Genomic DNA, 19,230 nt, shown 5'->3' on the forward strand with positions numbered 1-19,230 from the left:
GGTCTCTGTCTACTAAATCCGATTGTTACCAGTCTTATTCGTTTTCCAGCTCGAAGTTCATACCCAGCGAGCGGATTTCCTTGACCAGTACGTTGAAGGATTCGGGCATGCCCGGCTCCATGCGGTGGTCGCCATCCACGATGTTTTTGTACATCTTGGTACGACCTTCCACGTCATCGGATTTGACCGTGAGCATTTCCTGCAGGGTGTAGGCGGCACCGTATGCTTCCAGTGCCCACACCTCCATCTCACCGAACCGCTGACCACCGAACTGCGCCTTACCACCCAGCGGCTGCTGGGTAACCAGGCTGTAGGAACCGGTAGAACGCGCGTGCATCTTGTCGTCTACCAGGTGGTTCAGCTTCAGCATGTACATGTAGCCCACGGTGACCGGACGCTCGAAGGAGTCACCGGTACGGCCGTCGAACAGGGTGATCTGGCCGGAATCCGGAATGTCCGCCAGACGCAGCAGCTTCTTGATCTCGGGCTCTGCGGCACCGTCGAAGACCGGCGTTGCCATGGGGACACCACGACGCAGGTTTTCGGACATGGCCAGAACTTCCTCGTCGGACAGCTCGTCCAGCTCTTCCTTGCGACCGCCAGTGGAGTTGTAGACTTCTTCCAGGAAACCACGAACCTTCGCTGCTTCCTGTTTCTCCTTGATCATGCGATCGATTTTGACACCGAGGCCTTTCGCCGCCATACCCAGGTGCATTTCCAGCACCTGACCGACGTTCATACGGGACGGTACACCCAGCGGGTTAAGCACCACATCTACCGGCTCACCGTTTTCGTCGTACGGCATGTCTTCCACCGGCTTGATCACGGAGATAACACCTTTGTTACCGTGACGGCCGGCCATTTTGTCACCCGGCTGGATGCGACGTTTGATCGCCAGGTATACCTTGACGATTTTCAGCACGCCCGGTGCCAGGTCGTCGCCGGACTCCAGCTTTTTCTTCTTGTCTTCAAACTGCTCGTCGAGCAGTTTGCGACGCTCTTTCAGCTGGGCTTCGGCTTTTTCCAGCTGCTCGTTCAGGCTCTCTTCGGCCATGCGCAGCTTGAACCAGTCTTCGCGCGGCAGGCCGGCGAGGACTTCAGCGTTCAGTACGTCGCCTTTCTTCACGCCCTTGCCACCGGCAACCTTCTGGCCGTCCAGTGCCGCCGCCAGACGCTCAAAGGTCGCGCCTTCAACAATGCGGTACTCTTCGTTCAGGTCCTTGCGCACTTCGTCCAGCTGGGCTTTCTCGATAGCGAGAGAGCGCTGGTCTTTCTGCAGACCGTCGCGGGTGAACACCTGTACGTCGATCACGGTACCGCGGGTGCCGGATGGCGCGCGCAGGGAGGTGTCTTTAACGTCGGAGGCCTTCTCACCGAAGATTGCGCGCAGCAGTTTTTCTTCCGGTGTCAGCTGGGCTTCGCCTTTCGGAGTCACCTTGCCCACCAGAATGTCGCCAGCACCTACTTCCGCACCGATGTACACGATGCCGGACTCATCCAGTTTGTTCAGCGCAGACTCACCCACGTTGGGGATATCCGCGGTGATTTCCTCACTGCCCAGTTTGGTATCACGGGCAATACAGGTCAGTTCCTGAATGTGGATGGTGGTGAAGCGGTCTTCCTGTACCACGCGCTCGGAGACGAGGATGGAGTCCTCGAAGTTGTAACCGTTCCAGGGCATGAACGCGATGCGCATGTTCTGGCCCAGCGCCAGCTCACCCAGGTCCACAGACGGGCCGTCAGCGAGGATATCGCCGCGCGCAACCACGTCTCCGGTCTTCACGATCGGGCGCTGGTTGATGCAGGTGTTCTGGTTGGAGCGGGTGTACTTGGTGAGACCATACAGATCCACACCCGCATCACCGGCCTCTACTTCGTCATCGTGCACACGCACAACCACACGGCTGGCATCCACACGCTCGATTACACCGCCACGCTTGGCCACGATACACACACCGGAGTCGCGCGCTACGGTGCGCTCCATGCCGGTACCCACCAGCGGCTTCTCAGCGCGCAGGGTTGGAACCGCCTGACGCTGCATGTTCGATCCCATGAGTGCGCGGTTGGCGTCATCGTGTTCCAGGAACGGAATCATTGCCGCAGCCACAGACACCACCTGACGGGCGGACACGTCCATGTACTGGATTTCATCCGGGGTCTTCAGAGTGAATTCGTACTGGTAGCGCACGCTGACCAGGTCATCGGTAAAGCGACCGTTTTCATCCACCGCGGCGGACGCCTGTGCAACCACGTAGTTGGCTTCGTTGATTGCAGACAGGTATTCGATCTGATCGGTCAGCTGACCGTCAATCACCTTCCGATACGGGCTTTCGAGGAAGCCGTAGTGGTTGGCGCGGGCATAGGTGGCCAGGGAGTTGATCAGACCAATGTTCGGACCTTCCGGGGTTTCAATCGGACACACACGGCCGTAGTGGGTCGGGTGTACGTCTCGCACCTCAAAGCCGGCACGCTCACGGGTCAGACCACCCGGGCCCAACGCGGATACGCGGCGCTTGTGGGTCACTTCCGACAGCGGGTTGTTCTGGTCCATAAACTGGGACAGCTGGGAGGAACCAAAGAATTCCTTCACCGCCGCGGCCACCGGCTTGGCATTGATCAGGTCCTGCGGCATCAGGCCTTCGGACTCTGCCATGGACAGACGCTCTTTCACTGCACGCTCGACGCGCACCAGGCCCACACGGAACTGGTTCTCGGCCATTTCGCCCACGGAACGCACACGACGGTTACCCAGGTGGTCGATATCGTCCACCATGCCGCGGCCGTTACGAATCTCGATCAGGGTCTTGAGCACGTCGACGATGTCGTCCTTGCTCAGGGTGCCCTGTCCGGTCTCGTCTTCACGGCCCAGACGGCGGTTGAACTTCATGCGGCCAACCGCAGACAGGTCGTAGCGCTCGTCGGAGAAGAACAGGTTCTCGAACAGAGACTCTGCTGATTCCTTGGTGGGCGGCTCGCCCGGGCGCATCATGCGGTAGATTTCTACCAGAGCTTCCAGCTGGGTGCGAGACGGATCCGCACGCAGGGTGTCGGAAATAAACGGACCACAATCCAGGTCGTTGGTGTACAACGTGTGGATGGTCTTGACGTTCAGGAGGCGCAGCTTGGCTACAACTTCATCGGTGATTTCGGTGTTACATTCCACCGCCACTTCACCGGTGGTCTCGTCAATGATGTCGTGCGCCAGCACTCGGCCGTTGAGGTAATTCAGCGGCGCTTCCAGATTCTCCACGCCGGCTTTTTCCAGCTGGCGAATGTGGCGCGGGGTAATGCGGCGACCTTCTTCAACGATCACCTTGCCCTTGCCGTCCTTGATGTCGAAGAAGGCAACGTCACCACGCAGGCGCGACGGAATCAGCTCCAGGCTGACGGTATCGTCTTCGAGGGTGAACGTGCTGGTTTCGAAGAACATGTCCAGCATTTCCTGGGAGGTGAAACCCAGGGCGCGCAGCAGGATGGTCGCTGGCAACTTACGACGACGGTCGATACGCACGTACACGAGGTCTTTCGGGTCGAACTCGAAGTCCAGCCAGGATCCGCGGTAGGGAATCACCCGCGCGGCGTACAACAGCTTACCGGAGGAGTGGGTCTTGCCTTTGTCGTGATCGAAGAATACACCCGGGGAGCGGTGCAACTGAGACACGATAACACGCTCGGTACCGTTAATAACGAAGGTACCGTTCTCGGTCATGAGCGGGATTTCGCCCATGTACACTTCCTGTTCCTTGATGTCCTTGATGGACTTATTCGCTGATTCCTTATCGTAAATAATCAGGCGAACACGCACCCGCAGCGGGCATGCGTAAGTCACGCCGCGCAGAGTACACTCCTTGACATCGAACGCAGGTTTGCCGAGGGTGTAGCTCACGTACTCCAGAGCGGCGTTGCCAGAGTAACTGACAATCGGAAATACAGACTTGAACGCCGCCTGCAGGCCAATATCCAGGCGCTCATCCGGGCGCGTGTCGGCCTGAGTAAATTTGCGATACGAGTCCAGCTGTATCGCAAGCAGGAAAGGCACGTCCATGACCTTAGGCAGTTTGCCAAAATCCTTGCGGATACGTTTTTTCTCAGTGTATGAGTAAGCCATTCATATTCCCCAGCTTGATCGGTGACAAGACTTCATCAGAGCTGCGGTCAGTTTTCTGACGATACGCAGCCCATTCGGGCGAGAAGTCTCTGCACATTGCGCTACGCTTAAAACAGGTGGTTAAAAACTGCACCGCCCTGTGCGCAAACCTCTCGATTTCGGTGTCGACTACGGCCTGTAACTTTCTTCGCCTTTGGCGTAAAAAAGCCCCATGCCGCAAACGGCAAAAAGGCCGGCGGACACATGTCCACCAGCCTTGCCGTCAGTGGTTGATTACGCAGCCACTGACGGTGGTGTGTAGATCCGAATTACTTCAGTTCTACGGAAGCGCCAGCTTCTTCCAGCTCTTTCTTCGCTGCTTCGGCTTCGTCCTTGGACACGCCTTCTTTCAGCGGGCTCGGAGCGCCGTCTACCAGAGCTTTGGCTTCTTTCAGGCCCAGACCGGTGAGACCGCGAACAGCTTTGATCACGTTCACTTTCTTGTCGCCAGCAGAGGTCAGAATTACGTCGAATTCGTCTTTTGCTTCTGCAGCAGCTTCGCCACCAGCAGCACCGCCAGCAACAACAGCAGCAGCCGCAGTTACGCCGAACTTCTCTTCCATAGCTTCGATCAGCTCAACAACGTCCTTAACGGACATTTCAGCGATCGCATTGATGATATCTTCTTTAGTCAGAGACATGAGTTAGTACCTGATTTCGTGTGAGCAGAAAACTGCCCATAAATTCATATGTAAAAAAGAGTTAAATGAAAACTGTCGTTTCGCTCTCGCGAAATAATTACGCAGCTTCCTGCTCTTTTTGGTCGCGAACGGCCGCAATAGTGCGAACCAGTTTGCCAGCAGAGGCTTCTTTCATAACGCTCATCAGCTTGGCGATAGCTTCGTCGTAAGTCGGCAGGCTTGCCAACAGTGCAACGTCAGTCGCTACGCCTTCGAAGGCGGCACCTTTCAGCTCCAGCTTGTCATTGCCCTTGGCGAACTCTTTCAGGATACGCGCGCCGGCACCCGGATGTTCGTTGGAAAAGGCAATAATGCTGGGACCGACGAATTTCTCAATGAGACATTCGAATTCGGTACCGGCCAGAGCGCGACGCGCCAGAGTATTGCGGACGACTTTCAACCAAACGCCGTTCTCGCGAGCCTCTTTGCGCAGAGTGGTCATGTCATTCACGGTTACGCCACGGGAATCCGCAACAACCGCAGACAGAGCACCCTCAGCAGCCTGCTGGACTTCCGCGACAATCGCTTTCTTGTCTACGAGTCCAATAGCCATAGTGTCACTCCTGGATTTGAAAAAAGATCGGGACATCATGAACCCGATCCGTTCCGGTGCTTAAAGCTCAAATCCAGTAAAAATACTGGTTTGGGCACACCGTCTGCGTAGGCTCACTCTCTTTAACGGCCGGCCTGGCCAGAGAGTGGATTAAGCGGGGTGCATTTAAACCTCAAAAACACACCGCACCTACGGTCTTTGACGACCCGCCACCCTGCAAGCAAAGTGGCGAACCCCAAAGTTCTTTTTACTGAACGCGGTAACTTTCCGGGAAAGTTACTTAACGTCCAGAGAGGCCTGGTCGATGGTCAGACCCGGGCCCATGGTAGTGCTCAGGGTGATCTTCTTCAGATACACGCCTTTCGCGGAAGCCGGCTTGGCCTTTTTCAGGTCAGCAACCAGTGCTTCCAGGTTTTCTTTCAGCAGGTTTGCGTCGAAGGCAACCTTGCCGATACCGCCGTGAATGATGCCGCCTTTGTCAGCGCGGAAACGCACCTGACCGGCCTTGGCATTCTTAACCGCAGTCGCAACATCAGGAGTTACGGTGCCGGTTTTCGGGTTCGGCATCAGGCCGCGCGGGCCCAGGATCTGGCCCAGCTGGCCAACAACGCGCATGGCGTCCGGGGAAGCCACAACCACGTCGAAATCCATTTTGCCGGCTTTCACTTCAGCGGCCAGTTCGTCCATACCCACCAGGTCGGCGCCTGCTTCTTTAGCGGCGTCGGCGTTAGCACCCTGGGTAAATACGGCAACGCGTACTTCTTTACCGGTGCCGTGTGGCAGGGTGGTCGCACCACGTACAGCTTGGTCAGATTTGCGCGGGTCAATGCCCAGGTTGATGGCAGCATCAACAGTTTCCGCAAACTTGACGTTGGAGAATTCCTTCAGCAGAGCAACAGCTTCATCGATGCCGTATGCCTTGCCAGCTTCAATTTTTTCAGCGATCGCGCGCTGACGCTTGGTCAATTTAGCCACTTACACGCCCTCCACTTCGATACCGGCACTGCGCGCGGAACCAGCGATAGTGCGTACAGCTGCATCCATATCCGATGCAGTCAGGTCTGCCTTTTTCATTTCCACGATCTCTTCGATCTGAGCACGGGTCACTTTACCGACCTTCTCAGTGTTCGGACGGCCGGAACCGCTCTTGATCTTGGCAGCCTTGCGCAGCAGAACCGCGGCGGGCGGAGACTTCATGATGAAGGTGAACGAGCGATCGCTGTATACAGAGATCACAACCGGCACCGGCAGACCCGGCTCCAGATTCTGGGTCTGTGCGTTGAACGCCTTACAGAACTCCATGATGTTCACGCCGTGCTGACCCAGTGCAGGACCAACGGGAGGGCTCGGGTTGGCCTGACCGGCCTTTACTTGCAGCTTGATGTAAGCTTCGATTTTCTTAGCCATTACAGCTTCCTCTTTAACTGGGTTCTAACGCCTGCGCTGTACACTCATACAAACGTGCAACGCTCAGCTCCCCTGTTTGCCCGAAAAACACACAACTTGGTTTTCAGGGACGCGAAAGCCCCCTTCCACAAACAGTGAAAGAGGGCCGAATCCTTTCAGCTCGAACTCAGCTCTTTTCTACCTGGCCGAATTCCAGCTCTACCGGTGTAGAACGACCGAAGATCAACACCGCCACACGCAGACGGCTCTTTTCGTAGTTGACCTCTTCGACCACACCGTTGAAATCATTAAACGGACCGTCGATAACACGCACCATCTCACCCGGCTCGAACAGCGTCTTGGGTTTGGGCTTATCGACAGAGTCATCGATGCGATTCAGGATAGCCTGAGCTTCGCGATCGGTAATCGGCGCCGGCTTGTCTGCCTTGCCACCGATAAAGCCCAGCACACGCGGGGTCTCTTTCACCAGGTGCCAGGTGTCATCGTTCAGCTCCATCTCCACCAGCACATAGCCAGGGAAGAACTTGCGCTCACTCTTACGCTTCTGGCCGGCACGCATTTCCACCACTTCTTCGGTGGGAACCAACACCTCACCAAAGAGGTGGTCCATTTCGTGCAGCTCAATGCGCTCCTTGAGAGTGTTTTTCACACGCTTCTCATAGCCGGAGTAAGCCTGAACTACATACCAATGCTTTGCCATGGTTTAACCTTTAGCCAATGATCTTGGAGGCGACCCAACCGAGACCGGAGTCCAGCGCCCAGAGAATGACTGCCATCAGCAGCACAAACACCACCACGATCAAAGTGGTCTGGGTTGCCTCCTGACGGGTCGGCCACACCACCCGGCGCACTTCATTTTGCGCTTCCCGCACCAGAGTCCAGAGCGCATTGCCCTTCTCGGTCTGGACCGCAACAAACACCGCCGCCAGGCAGAGCACAACGATTGCCAGCACACGATACAGCAGGGGGAATTCGGCGTAGTAGGAATTGCCGGCAACGGCAGCGCCAACCAATAGCACTACCAGCAGCCACTTGAGGCCATCAAGACGAAAGGTTTTCGCCTCTACTTTAGCGTTCATACAAAGAAGCCTTTAGCGCGCCAAAACTGCGAGGCGCCTTTATTGCCAACGACCACAAAGAGCGACAGCAGTACAGGATAGCCCAACTGCAGGCCCCTTGCGGGCATCTGAAAGTTGGCAGGCCAGGAGGGACTCGAACCCCCAACAGCCGGTTTTGGAGACCGGTGCTCTACCAATTGAACTACTGGCCTGAAACACCCGGATACATGACACACATGTCAGTACCGGAAAAAACGAGGGGCGGATCATACCACCAACCCCAACGTTTGCAAGCGTGACCACCAATTCGCACTGGCGGCCACCCTTGATACAACGATTACTCGATGATCTTGGCTACAACGCCAGCACCAACGGTACGGCCACCTTCACGGATCGCGAAGCGCAGACCTTCTTCCATGGCGATCGGGCAGATCAGAGTCACAGACATCTGAATGTTGTCGCCCGGCATTACCATTTCAGTACCTTCCGGCAGCTCAACCGCACCAGTTACGTCGGTGGTACGGAAGTAGAACTGCGGACGGTAGCCTTTGAAGAACGGGGTGTGACGACCACCTTCGTCCTTGGACAGGATGTACACCTCACCTTCGAACTTGGTGTGCGGGGTGATGGAGCCCGGCTTCGCCAGGACCTGACCACGCTCAACTTCGTCACGCTTGGTGCCACGCAGCAGCGCACCGATGTTCTCACCAGCACGGCCTTCGTCCAGCAGCTTGCGGAACATCTCAACACCGGTACAGGTGGTCTTGGTGGTGTCTTTGATACCAACGATTTCGATTTCGTCGCCAGTATTGATGATGCCACGCTCTACACGACCGGTTACTACGGTACCGCGACCAGAGATGGAGAATACGTCTTCGATCGGCATCAGGAACGGCTGATCGATGGCACGCTCCGGCTCCGGGATGTACTCGTCCAGGGTCTCTACCAGCTTCTTAACTGCAGAGGTGCCCAGCTCGTTGTCGTCTTCGCCGTTCAGGGCCATCAGGGCAGAACCAGCGATGATCGGAGTGTCGTCACCCGGGAACTCGTACTGGTCGAGCAGCTCGCGCAGCTCCATTTCAACCAGTTCCAGCATCTCGGTGTATTCTTCAGAGCCTACGCCGCCGCAGTCTTCTGCCAGCAGGTCAGCCTTGTTCAGGAATACCACGATGTAAGGTACACCCACCTGACGAGACAGCAGGATGTGCTCGCGAGTCTGCGGCATAGGACCGTCGGTCGCGCCACATACCAGGATAGCGCCGTCCATCTGAGCAGCACCGGTGATCATGTTCTTCACGTAGTCGGCGTGTCCCGGGCAGTCTACGTGCGCGTAGTGACGGGTCGGGGACTCGTATTCCACGTGAGAGGTGGCGATGGTGATACCACGCTCACGCTCTTCCGGAGCATTGTCGATACCGTCGAAGGCAACGGCAGCGCCGCCCCACACTTCGGAACATACGCGAGTCAGCGCACCGGTCAGGGTGGTTTTACCGTGGTCAACGTGACCGATGGTGCCCACGTTTACGTGGGGCTTGGAACGTTCAAACTTTTCTTTTCCCATTGCGGGCCTCCCAATATAAGCGTGAGCCGAACTAGCGACTTTACCCAAGAACAGCTCCCGCCAGGAACCTGCCCGGGAACCAATGCACCCAGACCCGCCCAAAGGCAAAAAAGCCGGATACAAATAACCGCGGAGACACAGGTCACCGCGGCTACGAATAATGGAGCTCATGGGCGGATTTGAACCGCCGACCTCACCCTTACCAAGGGTGTGCTCTACCCCTGAGCTACATGAGCTTACTCCAGTGCCAGCAGCTTGCTGCCGACGCAGGCGGGGCCGCCTGCTTTGCACTCAACCCAGGGCCGAATGACTTCCTACCAAACTAACCGGGCTCCACACATGCGAATGGAGCGGGCAGCGGGAATCGAACCCGCATCATCAGCTTGGAAGGCTGAGGTTCTACCATTGAACTATGCCCGCGAACCGCGTGCGAAAACCTCCACGATAGAAGACCAAACAACTTCTTCTACCTTCGATGCCAGCACACAGGCATCTGAATAATGGTGCAGGGGGGTGGATTCGAACCACCGAAGCTTGCGCGTCAGATTTACAGTCTGATCCCTTTGGCCACTCGGGAACCCCTGCTCGAAAGCGGTGCGTATTTTCTACAGCAACCTCTTCGATGTCAACATTTTTTCTTTCAAATTCACATACTTACCTGAAATTCTTCAAAAGCACATGAAGCGAGAAAGAATGGAGCTGGCGAGAGGAGTCGAACCCCCGACCGGCTGATTACAAGTCAGCTGCTCTACCAACTGAGCTACGCCAGCGCCCCATATTGCCGCCCGTTAAGACAGCAAGACCACCCGGGGTTGTTGACCTCCCCCTTAAGTGGAGGCGGGATTCTAGGGGAAGTGTCCGCGACACGCAACAGGGGATTGTCGCTTTTCTTCACCCCGATGAATCCGGCCGTTAAATTACTCCTCGGAACCGCGACGAATCTCGCTACACAGGTTCTGGCGGCGCTCGACATCCGGGTAGTCGCGCTGTAGCTGATCCCAGAAACCCTCGGCGACAACATCCTCCAGACGCCCGCCATCCGAGACACCGAGAACCACCCAGCGCTCGAGATAGGTCTGCGGCTCTTCGCGAAACTCGGCGGCGAATCCGCGCTCATTCAACTCTTCCTTGAGCGCCTCGGCACGCTCGATCTCGGAAAAGATGCCAAAGGATATCCCATTCTCCAGAGAACCCTTGGGTATGACGTAGCTATCGATGCCGGCGGCCTGCAACTCCCTCAACTTGCGAAACGCCTCCTGCGAAGAGTTTAGCGGCGCGAGAAAAACCCAGTAGCGCATCTGGCCCTGCATTTCTATTTCTTCGAGGGAAGCCTCCAGCTGCAGCGCCTTCAGGCGCTGCGCCACGTCTTCTCCCTGGTAGGCGAGCTCAAAGGGGCCCACCAGCGTACACAACCCGCCGGAAGCGGAAGCCGTTTGATCGGAGGAAGGGGGCGGCTCGGAAACTTTCGGAGACGTCGGCGCCTCGTCGGCGTCAACCAGCGATGCGGGGTCCGCTTCGCTTAGCAATGTGATACTGGCGGCACGCTCGTCCTGAGCGGCGGGGGCAACCCGCACCGGAGCAGGGTCGCCACTCGACATAAACCAGGCCAGGAGCCCGATGTTAGCCAGTACCAATAGAATAAAAATCCAACGCATAATTTCTCTGAGCCACTGAAACAAACAGTTAATAGGGGCGCGACATCGCACCCCTCGGCAAAATAACGGGCATTCTAGCCAACCGCCGCCATTCCCTGACGGCTACTGGCGCACACCACAGGCAAAAACACCGGTAACCGGGGTAGTGGTGTTCACCTAACACAGCCACGGGCGAAGGTGACGATGCCGGGTGCGGTCTTGCGGGACCTTCACCGCCATGGATGGCGGTGCAGAGCCCCATGGATGGGTTTACCGCGTGTCTCGCAAGACCGCACCCGGTAGCGGCAACGCCACCAAAAGGCTCGACTGAACACCATTGCGGCAGCCGGGGAGCATTATCGCTACGGGTTGGTAAGCGCCAACCCCTCCATCACCAGGTCTTCAATCACTACATTCGGGCGATCGCACCAGCGGGCAAGCACAGCCCCATCGCCCCCGCAGAACAGCAGGCGCGGCGCAGAATGCCCCTCCACCGCACAGCGGTGGACAAGGCCGTCGTAGGCGCGCTCCACGGCCCCCAGTACCATTAACGGCAGGCCGTGGTTAACCGCCTCGGCCGTGTCACACCCCGGCGCCAGTGAACTAATCGCACTCGCCGGAGGTGCTACTTTCACCGCGTCGGTATCGGCGTACAGCGCCCGCCGCATCAAACCCAGCCCCGGGACTATGTAGCCCCCCAGGTGTTCGCCACCGGCACCCAACAGATCGAGGGTCACCGCGCTGCCACAATCCACCACCAGTGCCGGTGACGGGGCGCGCCGATACGCAGCGAGCACCGCCAGCCAGCGGTCCACCCCGAGCCGGGAAATGTCCCGGTATGCGCAACGGACGCCTCCGCATTCGGCACGCACGCGGGCGAACGCCACATTCAGGCCCAGCGCGTCATAGAGACACGCGGAGATCGCCTGCGCAACACCCGCGCCGGCCACGTTGGCCGCGCGTACCCGCTGCGGCGCATGCGTCCGCCACGCGGCCGGCAAGGTATCCCCCAGCCACCACTCGCCGGGACCCAGCACTCCCCGCTCGACTACCGAGACAGCGCCATCACCGGCGTCAGTAATCAGGCGCCACTTGGCGCGCGTATTGCCCTGGTCCAGTTCGAGGATCGTCATATTCGCGCTCTCTAACCGCCACTGGCCGGACGCAAGGACACTTCTCCACCGTGAAACACCCTCGGCTCGCCATCGATTTCAAGTAACAGCGCACCGCTACGGTCCACGCCGCGCGCAATGCCACACCAGCGCTGCTGGGCCGACTGCAGGCACACCTCGGCACCGGCAAACTGGTCCAACGCCAGCCACGCTTCACGCCAACGGGCGAACCCGGACTCGGGGTAGGTCTCCAGCATCGGCAGAAGCTCATTCAGCATTGCCGCCACCAGCGCGTTGCGGGAGATACCCGGCCGCACCGCTTCAAGGTCAATCCACGGCTGCCCAATGGCTTCTGCGGCGGACGCTGGCAGTCGCATATTCAAGCCAATTCCCACTACCACCGCACAGCGGTCTGTAAGGTCACCACTCAACTCCAACAGCACACCGGCCAGCTTGCGTCCACGGCACCACACGTCATTGGGCCACTTGAGGCGCACGCCCGGCACATCAAACTGCGCCAGCGCACGGGCCAGCGCGACACCAACCGCGAGGCTCAATCCCTCCAGCAACGGCACCCCACCGTTGAACTGCCAGCCGACAGACAGACTCACGCCACTGGCAAACGGACTGGTCCATTGACGCCCACGGCGCCCACGCCCGGCACTCTGCTGCTCCGCCAGCACCACCTTGCCGTGGCCGCGTCCGGCTTCCAGCGCCTCCAGTGTGCGCGCATTTGTCGAATCGACCAGGTCATACAGGTCCAGATCGCCGATCAGCATGCGCGCCGGATCCGACAACCCCAAGCCGATGGCATCCGCATCCAGCAACTCGAGGCCGCCAGGCAATTGATAACCGCGGCCCTTGACCGAGGAGACTTCCACCCCCAGTTGCTCCAGCTTCTGCAGCTGCTTCCAGACGGCCGCGCGGCTTACCCCGAGGCGCTCGCCCAGGAATTCACCGGAATGGACCGCACCGTCCGCCAACAGCAACAACAGTGGCCGCAATTGCGTAAAAGCGTTGCTTTCTGGCGATGTGTAATCAGGCAAAACCCGCACCTTTTACAAATAGCAGCGGCCGTATCGGCGGCCGAGACTGGTAAGAATTTCGTAGCCGATGGTACCGGCAGCGGCACCCATATGGTCGACCGTAAGCTGATCATTGAGCAGCTCGATGGCCTGCAGCCGCCCGCGCTGCTCCTCGCTCAGAGCGCTGACATCAAACACACAGCTGTCCATGGAAACCCGACCGATCATCGGCACCACGACGCGTTGCTCCGACTCACAAGCCGCCCCTCCGATCACCGCGGCACCGCGCCCGCGGCCGCTCTGGGTACGCAGAACGCCATCCGCATAACCACCACGGGCCACCGCCAGCCAGCTGCCGGCGCGAGCCTGCTGAGTAGCACCGTAGCCCACCGCGCTATCACACTCTACCTGCCGCACCTGCAACACTGGCAGCTGCAGCCGTACCACCGCGCGCATGGGGTTGGGCAACTCCGGAGTAGGGTTGACGCCGTACAGCGCCGCGCCCGGTCGCGCCACATCGAAATGATAGGACTCACCGAGATAGATCCCGGAGGAGTTGGCGAGACTGGTTTCCACCTCCGGGCAGACCTGCCGCAGCGCACTGCAGGCGTCGCTAAAGTGCTGCAACTGCTGCCGATTCTGCGGGTGTCGTGCATCATCCGCGCAGGCCAGGTGGCTGAGAAACAACTGAATATTCGCCGACTGCAATAGCGGTGGCAGCTGCAATAACCGCCGAAACTCAGCGGGCTCCATGCCCAAGCGGGTCATTCCGGAATCCAACTTGAGCGCACAGGGCGCCGCCACACCGTCACGCGCAGTAGCCTCCACCCAGGACTGAATCTGCGCGGTGGTCACCAGCACCGGCACGAGCCCAGCCTCAGCACAGGCGCGCTCCAAGCCGGGACGTACGCCGGTCAGCAAGACGATACGGGCATCGCCCGGTAACAGGGGCCGCACAACCTTCCCCTCGGCCAGGGTGGCAACGAAAAAGTCTCGGCATCCTGCAGCGTAGAGCGCCGGCACCACCCGGACGACACCGAGGCCATAGGCATCCGCCTTGACCACCGCACCACAGCGGCTGCCAGCGCGCAGGCGCCCGCGCAACACACGATAGTTGTCCACCAGCGCACCGGTATCGATGATCAGCAGGCCTTCGCTCGCATCATGGGCCAAAGGGGTACCACTTTCATCCACGGGTCTCACTCCCTCAGGCCGCTGAAAGCAGAGTTTCGCGGCGCAATGCCCGCGCACCGACCAGGACCGCCGCCGCGACCAGCCCCAGGGTGACCAGCGATCCCGCCAGCATCCAGGCCGGTGACACCGCACTGCCCACCAGTAAGCCCTTGAGCCACTGCTGCTGGCCGATCAACGGCAACAGCTGCCAGGTATCGGCCAGCTCGATCTGAGCGGCATCCAGGATCACCAGCAACGCCAGTGGCGCGATCTGAAAAATACTGAGCTGCGTCTGTGCATCCTTGAACGACTGCGAGCGCAGCGCCAACAGGATCTGCAACACCGCCACCAGCAGCGCCAGGGGCAACAGCACCAACCCCATGGCAATCACGCCACCCAGCGTGGTGGCCTGCTGTATGCCCAGCTCCGCCAGTGGCATGAACGGCATCATCAACACCAGCGCGGTGACCGCCAGCAGGGAACCCAACCAGCCAAGACTGGCCACCGCCAGCATTTTCGCGGTGATGACCTGCCATGCGGGCAACGGCTGCACCAGTAACGTCTCCAGGCTCAGCCGCTCCCGCTCACCGGCAGACGTATCCACCGAGGTGGCCAGGCTGGCCACAAACAACGTCAGGATCAGCAGACCGGGCACCGCGGCGAGAATCAGCGCACCGCGCATGGACGGTGTACTCACGTCGCGCATCTCCACCTGCCACGGGGCCAACAGTTGCGGCGCCACACCACGCGCCGCCAGTCGCTGATTGACCACCAATTGCTGCATGGCCGCGAGGCGCTGCTGCACCTGACGCTCGGCGCGCCTGGCGCCGGTATCCGAGCTGTCCACATACAGATAGAGCCGCGGGGCACGGAAATCCTGGTAGCGTCGGGCAAAATCTTCCGGCACCACCAGCACCAGATCAAAGCCCTCCTGCAGCAGCACCTTGGGATCCCCCTCCGCGCGCTGCTCCACTTCCAGCGACGGCGCCACCAGCTTTTCCGCCAGCAGCGGCGCCGCTTCAGCACCGATCAGGGCAACCCGCGCGGTTTCCTCGGTCTGTTTCTTGACCATCATCACCGTCCCGCCGGCCAACATCACCGGGAACAGCAGGGAGAAACTCACCGCCGTCAGCAACGCGCGGCGATCGCGCCAGGCCTCCAGAAATTCTTTTTTCAGCAGCGGCAATATTTGCCCCAGGTTACCTATCCACGAAGACTGATTCATGCGGGTTCCATCTCCTGTTGCGCCTGCTGGCGGCCATAGGCCAGGGCGACAAAACTGTCTTCCAGTGATTCACACCCGGTGGTACGGCCGAGCTCCGCCGGTGTGCCGCGGCCGACAATGCGCCCAGCCGACATCACCAGTACCGTATCCGACAGTTCGGCCACTTCCGGCATCACATGGCTGGAAAACAGGATGGTGGTGCCGGCCGCCCGCAGCCGCAGCAGGGTCTTGCGCAACAGGCGTACCGCCAGCACATCCAGTCCGCGGGTGGGCTCATCCAGTATCAGGTGCGGCGGGCGATGCACCAGAGCGCGGGCGAGGGACACCTTCATGCGCTCACCCTGGGAAAAGCCGCCCATGCGTCGATCCCACAGTGCCCCCAGCTCCAGCTCCTCGCGCACCGAGGTCAGGGCATCCTGCAGGTCTTTCCCCCCGAGGCCCTGCATCTGAGAAAAAATCTTCAGGTATTCCGCCACGGTAAGGCGTTCGTACAGACCCTCGCGGTCTCCCACAACGCCGAGCTGACGCCGCGCCCCCTGCGGGTCCACGGCAGGATCAATGCCGCCTACGAGAACGCGGCCGGATGCCGGCTGCAACAGACCACAGATGATACGCAGGCAGCTGGTTTTACCGGCGCCGTTCGCCCCCAGCAGCGCGGTAATTTTGCCATCCGGCACGTCGAAGCTCAGCGCCTGTAGCACTGGCTTACCGGCGAAAGACTTACACACATTGTCTACTCGAATCATTGCTCTGCCCCTCCCTGTTGAGCCGTAAGTGTGGGCGGGGAAATGGCTGGACCGTAGGCGGCGGCCATAAACGGCGGCCGCTCGATGTCCGCCACACAGGATGCATCCAGTGTGGTGTCCGGCGTATCGAGGAACGTACGGATCAGGTCCGGAATACAGCCACGCGCAGAATTGATATGCCCTCCACCCGCAACTACCAGGTGCTGCTTGTGCGGGAGGTATTCAAGCTGGGTATCGGCATAAACCGGGGGCGTAATCGGATCGGCACTACCAGAAATCAGCAGCACCGGGTGATCCCGCGGCGCGGGTTCGGCATAGGGGCGTGGCGCCACCGGCCAGCGCTTGCAGCCCTCAATAAAGGTGCGCACAAAGGCCTCACCGATAAAGGTCCCGGCACTGTCTGAGGCAATCTCATCCGCAGACACCCGGTGCATTTCCTCCGCACAGGCAACCGAGAACGTGAGCCCCATGGACATACTGCCTTCGAGCTGCGCAAACAGGCCAAAGATACCCGACAACGGCAACAGATTGCCGCGGCGTGCTTCATGTACGGCAAAAGGTAGCTGCGCAGCCGCCCCGGGATCGTACAGTGCGGTGCGTACCGCGCTGGCCAGCATCCAGGCCTCGACGGGCTCCTCGCCCGGAACCCCGGTAAATGGATCCGGAAAGCGCGCCGCCTGCTCTGGCGTCCACTCCGTGAGCAGCGCATCGAGTTCGCCGCGCCAGTCACCGAAATCGGCGCAGACCGGGTCGACCGCACAGGCCTCCACCAGTTGTTGCAGCGATGCCTCTGCCGCCTGCGCAGTCAGGAACACCTTGGTATCGATGGGGGCGACACCATCCAGCACCAGGCTCTGCAGGGATTGCGGATACCACTGCTGATACAGCAGCGCCGTACGCGTGCCCCAGGAACCACCCCACAGGGAAATGCGGCCGTGCCCCAGCGCCTTGCGCACCACCTCCAGGTCTTCCACCGTCTGGCGACTGTTGAGGGTTTTGGGGCGCTCCGGGTGCGCCTGGTAACAGCTGGCCAGCTGCTCGACAAAGTCCTGCAGCTGCGCTGGCATATCTTCGTCCATACCGCAATCGAACGGGTTGGAATAGCCGGCTCCCCGGCGATCCACAAACACGATGTCCCGCTCGCGATTGAGCTTGCGCAGGGGGTTCAGCAGTTTTGCCAGCTGGCTGGCCGCTTGCCCCGGCCCACCAGCAAGCATGTACAGAGGCTCGCGCTGGCCGCCGCTCAGCGCCGACGCAACTCTGACCGAGAGCCGGGTATTGCCTTCCACCGCAATCTGGTAGCAGTGCAGGGATTCCGACCAGCCATCGAGATAGCAGGGGCTCGACGCGGGTATGTCGCTGCCCCCTCCGGACAGGGTGGGCTGCGGCGACTGCGCCTGCGCCAGGCCTGCGCCAACCATCCCCAGTGGCAGGGCCAGCACGGCGGCCAGTCGGCGCCAGTGTGCACGTCCTGGATGTTTCCTTACTTCCACGAATCTACTCCTGAATTTTTCCGTCAATCCCCGGCAGTCTACCGAACTTTTTACGCCACCGCTCTAGCCAGCCCCCGCTCCGCGGCTGCGCGCCCGTGAATTGCGATAGCACACTGTGCCACACAGTGGTAAGGTTTGCGGTCGCTGCGCTTTTGAATAATTAATACACACCACCGCATGAGCTTTTCAGATAGAGAAAAACAACTGGTACGGGCTGCTTTTGCCTGGGGACAAATTACCCAGAAGGAAGGCTACACCCTGTCCGACCTGGAAATAGAAAAGTCGGTGCTGTTTCGCCGCCTGCTGGCCGGCCGTCCTCCCCTCGCCTTCCCCCCACCCCTGCGCCATGGCTTCCCCTGGTACGAGGTGATCGAGGGCCGCAGTGAGCACGTGGTCAATGCCTCCGAGGCCTCCCCCGAACACAGCATCATTGCCCCCGGCAGCAAGCCGGGCGATACCTGCATCCTGATTGATGGTGCCTTCTGGCGCGTTGCGGAGACGATTCGCGAGCGCGAGGAGTACCTGGTGGAATGGGGGGATTACCCGATGCAATGGCGGCTGTGCAAGCACTGGGAAGTGAATTACGAAATGACCCAGCAGCTGCACATTTTCCGCAAGGAAAATCCGGATGCGAATGTAAATCTCGCCAGCCGCGGCGGGCAGAAGGAGTACAGCGAGTTCCGGGTGGACGACGACCAGACGGTATGGCTCTCCGAGTGGCACCTGACCCGTATTGGCCTGCCGGGCTGGGTGTGGGTTGGCAATGAGGTGAGCCCAGAGCCGTGCGTGCACGACCTGACACCCCTGTGCCAGGATCAGCAGGGTGCGCTGGTACTGGGTGTTGCCGGCGCAGAGCGCGGCCCCGGTTGGCTGCGCATTGAGACCGCCGACGGCGACGCCCGCTACATCAAGCTGGGGGATGAGCTCGAATACAAATCGGTCATCGCCTCGGCGGTCACCGAATTCGACCGCCTGCTGCACAGCATTGCTGGGGAAGACCTCGATGTGATGGATTGCCGCAACGGCGACGTACTGCGCTGCTACCGCGTCCCCATGCAACTGGCGCCGCTCGAGCAGTTTGACCTTGGCGACGTGAATTACGATCTGGTACCAGATAACGCTTACGCAGGATGATTTAACCCTCTGAGGTTTTTGCTACGTTACTTCGTAGCACTTCCAGTGGCGGCGCCGCCGGCGGTGAAAGTTCGCGAGACACGCCGTGAACCCATCCCTGGGGGCTCTGCAAAAACATCCTGTTTTTGAAGGTCTCGCGAACTTCCCCCACCGTCGACACCTTCACATCTGACTAAATTACCCCGAATCAACATTCGCTTACGAAGCACACCAGTTCAAATTGAAGCTGGAGTGCTGGGGTGTTGTATTTGGAAGCGTCGCAAACAGGGACGTTTGCGACGC

Annotated in this window: 16 protein-coding genes and 5 tRNA genes; 1 reads left to right on the forward strand and 20 read right to left on the reverse strand. The window is 59.6% G+C overall.

The window, feature by feature from the left end; genetic code table 11:
- Positions 1–34 precede the first annotated feature (34 nt).
- The 20 genes from rpoB to AU182_RS15635 all read right to left on the reverse strand — a co-directional run bounded on the left by rpoB (position 35) and on the right by AU182_RS15635 (position 17,814).
- A complete protein-coding gene (gene rpoB, locus AU182_RS15540) occupies positions 35–4,108 on the reverse strand; it encodes a DNA-directed RNA polymerase subunit beta (RefSeq protein ID WP_066967228.1) in 4,074 nt (1,357 codons plus the stop codon).
- 308 nt (positions 4,109–4,416) lie between these two features.
- Positions 4,417–4,788 carry a 50S ribosomal protein L7/L12 gene (gene rplL, locus AU182_RS15545; protein ID WP_066967233.1) on the reverse strand — a complete coding sequence of 124 codons (372 nt, stop codon included), beginning with the start codon at positions 4,786–4,788 and terminating at the stop codon, positions 4,417–4,419.
- Positions 4,789–4,885: 97 nt separating this feature from the next.
- Entirely contained in the window at positions 4,886–5,380 is a 495-nt protein-coding gene (rplJ, locus tag AU182_RS15550) for a 50S ribosomal protein L10 (protein WP_066967236.1), read from the reverse strand.
- Between the two features lie 276 nt (positions 5,381–5,656).
- Positions 5,657–6,355 carry a 50S ribosomal protein L1 gene (rplA, locus tag AU182_RS15555; protein ID WP_066967239.1) on the reverse strand — a complete coding sequence of 233 codons (699 nt, stop codon included), beginning with the start codon at positions 6,353–6,355 and terminating at the stop codon, positions 5,657–5,659.
- Positions 6,356–6,787 (reverse strand): 50S ribosomal protein L11, encoded by a 432-nt coding sequence (gene rplK / locus AU182_RS15560; protein ID WP_066967242.1) that lies wholly within the window; start codon positions 6,785–6,787, stop codon positions 6,356–6,358.
- A gap of 166 nt (positions 6,788–6,953) precedes the next feature.
- A complete protein-coding gene (gene nusG / locus AU182_RS15565; RefSeq protein WP_066967245.1) occupies positions 6,954–7,487 on the reverse strand; it encodes a transcription termination/antitermination protein NusG in 534 nt (177 codons plus the stop codon).
- A 10-nt stretch (positions 7,488–7,497) separates the two neighbouring features.
- Positions 7,498–7,866: a preprotein translocase subunit SecE gene (gene secE / locus AU182_RS15570; protein ID WP_066967247.1), complete on the reverse strand. Its 369-nt coding sequence runs from the start codon at positions 7,864–7,866 to the stop codon at positions 7,498–7,500.
- Positions 7,867–7,981: 115 nt separating this feature from the next.
- A tRNA-Trp gene (locus tag AU182_RS15575) sits at positions 7,982–8,057 on the reverse strand.
- 125 nt (positions 8,058–8,182) lie between these two features.
- Entirely contained in the window at positions 8,183–9,406 is a 1,224-nt protein-coding gene (gene tuf / locus AU182_RS15580) for an elongation factor Tu (RefSeq protein WP_066967251.1), read from the reverse strand.
- Between the two features lie 161 nt (positions 9,407–9,567).
- Positions 9,568–9,642, reverse strand: a tRNA-Thr gene (locus tag AU182_RS15585).
- Between the two features lie 110 nt (positions 9,643–9,752).
- Positions 9,753–9,826, reverse strand: a tRNA-Gly gene (locus AU182_RS15590).
- A gap of 81 nt (positions 9,827–9,907) precedes the next feature.
- Positions 9,908–9,991 (reverse strand) — tRNA-Tyr (locus tag AU182_RS15595).
- A 109-nt stretch (positions 9,992–10,100) separates the two neighbouring features.
- Positions 10,101–10,176 (reverse strand) — tRNA-Thr (locus tag AU182_RS15600).
- Positions 10,177–10,323: 147 nt separating this feature from the next.
- Positions 10,324–11,061, reverse strand: coding sequence for an SPOR domain-containing protein (locus AU182_RS15605; RefSeq protein WP_066967254.1), 738 nt, complete (start codon positions 11,059–11,061; stop codon positions 10,324–10,326).
- Positions 11,062–11,402: 341 nt separating this feature from the next.
- Entirely contained in the window at positions 11,403–12,173 is a 771-nt protein-coding gene (locus AU182_RS15610; RefSeq protein ID WP_066967257.1) for a type III pantothenate kinase, read from the reverse strand.
- A gap of 11 nt (positions 12,174–12,184) precedes the next feature.
- Positions 12,185–13,198, reverse strand: a complete 1,014-nt coding sequence (gene birA, locus AU182_RS15615; RefSeq protein WP_153039252.1) for a bifunctional biotin--[acetyl-CoA-carboxylase] ligase/biotin operon repressor BirA — start codon at positions 13,196–13,198, stop codon at positions 12,185–12,187.
- Positions 13,199–13,210: 12 nt separating this feature from the next.
- Positions 13,211–14,371, reverse strand: a complete 1,161-nt coding sequence (gene alr / locus AU182_RS15620; protein ID WP_227718295.1) for an alanine racemase — start codon at positions 14,369–14,371, stop codon at positions 13,211–13,213.
- Positions 14,372–14,384: 13 nt separating this feature from the next.
- Complete coding sequence (locus tag AU182_RS15625) at positions 14,385–15,575, reverse strand: ABC transporter permease (RefSeq protein WP_066967262.1); 1,191 nt, start codon at positions 15,573–15,575, stop codon at positions 14,385–14,387.
- Entirely contained in the window at positions 15,572–16,321 is a 750-nt protein-coding gene (locus AU182_RS15630; protein WP_066967265.1) for an ATP-binding cassette domain-containing protein, read from the reverse strand. The genes AU182_RS15625 and AU182_RS15630 overlap by 4 nt, the downstream gene beginning before the upstream one ends.
- Positions 16,318–17,814, reverse strand: coding sequence for an alpha/beta fold hydrolase (locus AU182_RS15635; RefSeq protein ID WP_227718296.1), 1,497 nt, complete (start codon positions 17,812–17,814; stop codon positions 16,318–16,320). Before AU182_RS15635 ends, AU182_RS15630 begins: the two co-directional genes overlap by 4 nt.
- A 177-nt stretch (positions 17,815–17,991) precedes the next feature.
- Here AU182_RS15635 and AU182_RS15640 point away from each other — a divergent pair, with 177 nt between their 5' ends.
- The gene (locus tag AU182_RS15640; protein WP_066967269.1) at positions 17,992–18,948 is read left to right on the forward strand and encodes a hypothetical protein; all 957 of its coding nucleotides are present in this window, start codon (positions 17,992–17,994) and stop codon (positions 18,946–18,948) included.
- Positions 18,949–19,230: the final 282 nt, after the last annotated feature.

Origin of the sequence: Microbulbifer sp. Q7 (genome assembly GCF_001639145.1) — a bacterium.
Lineage (GTDB): Bacteria > Pseudomonadota > Gammaproteobacteria > Pseudomonadales > Cellvibrionaceae > Microbulbifer.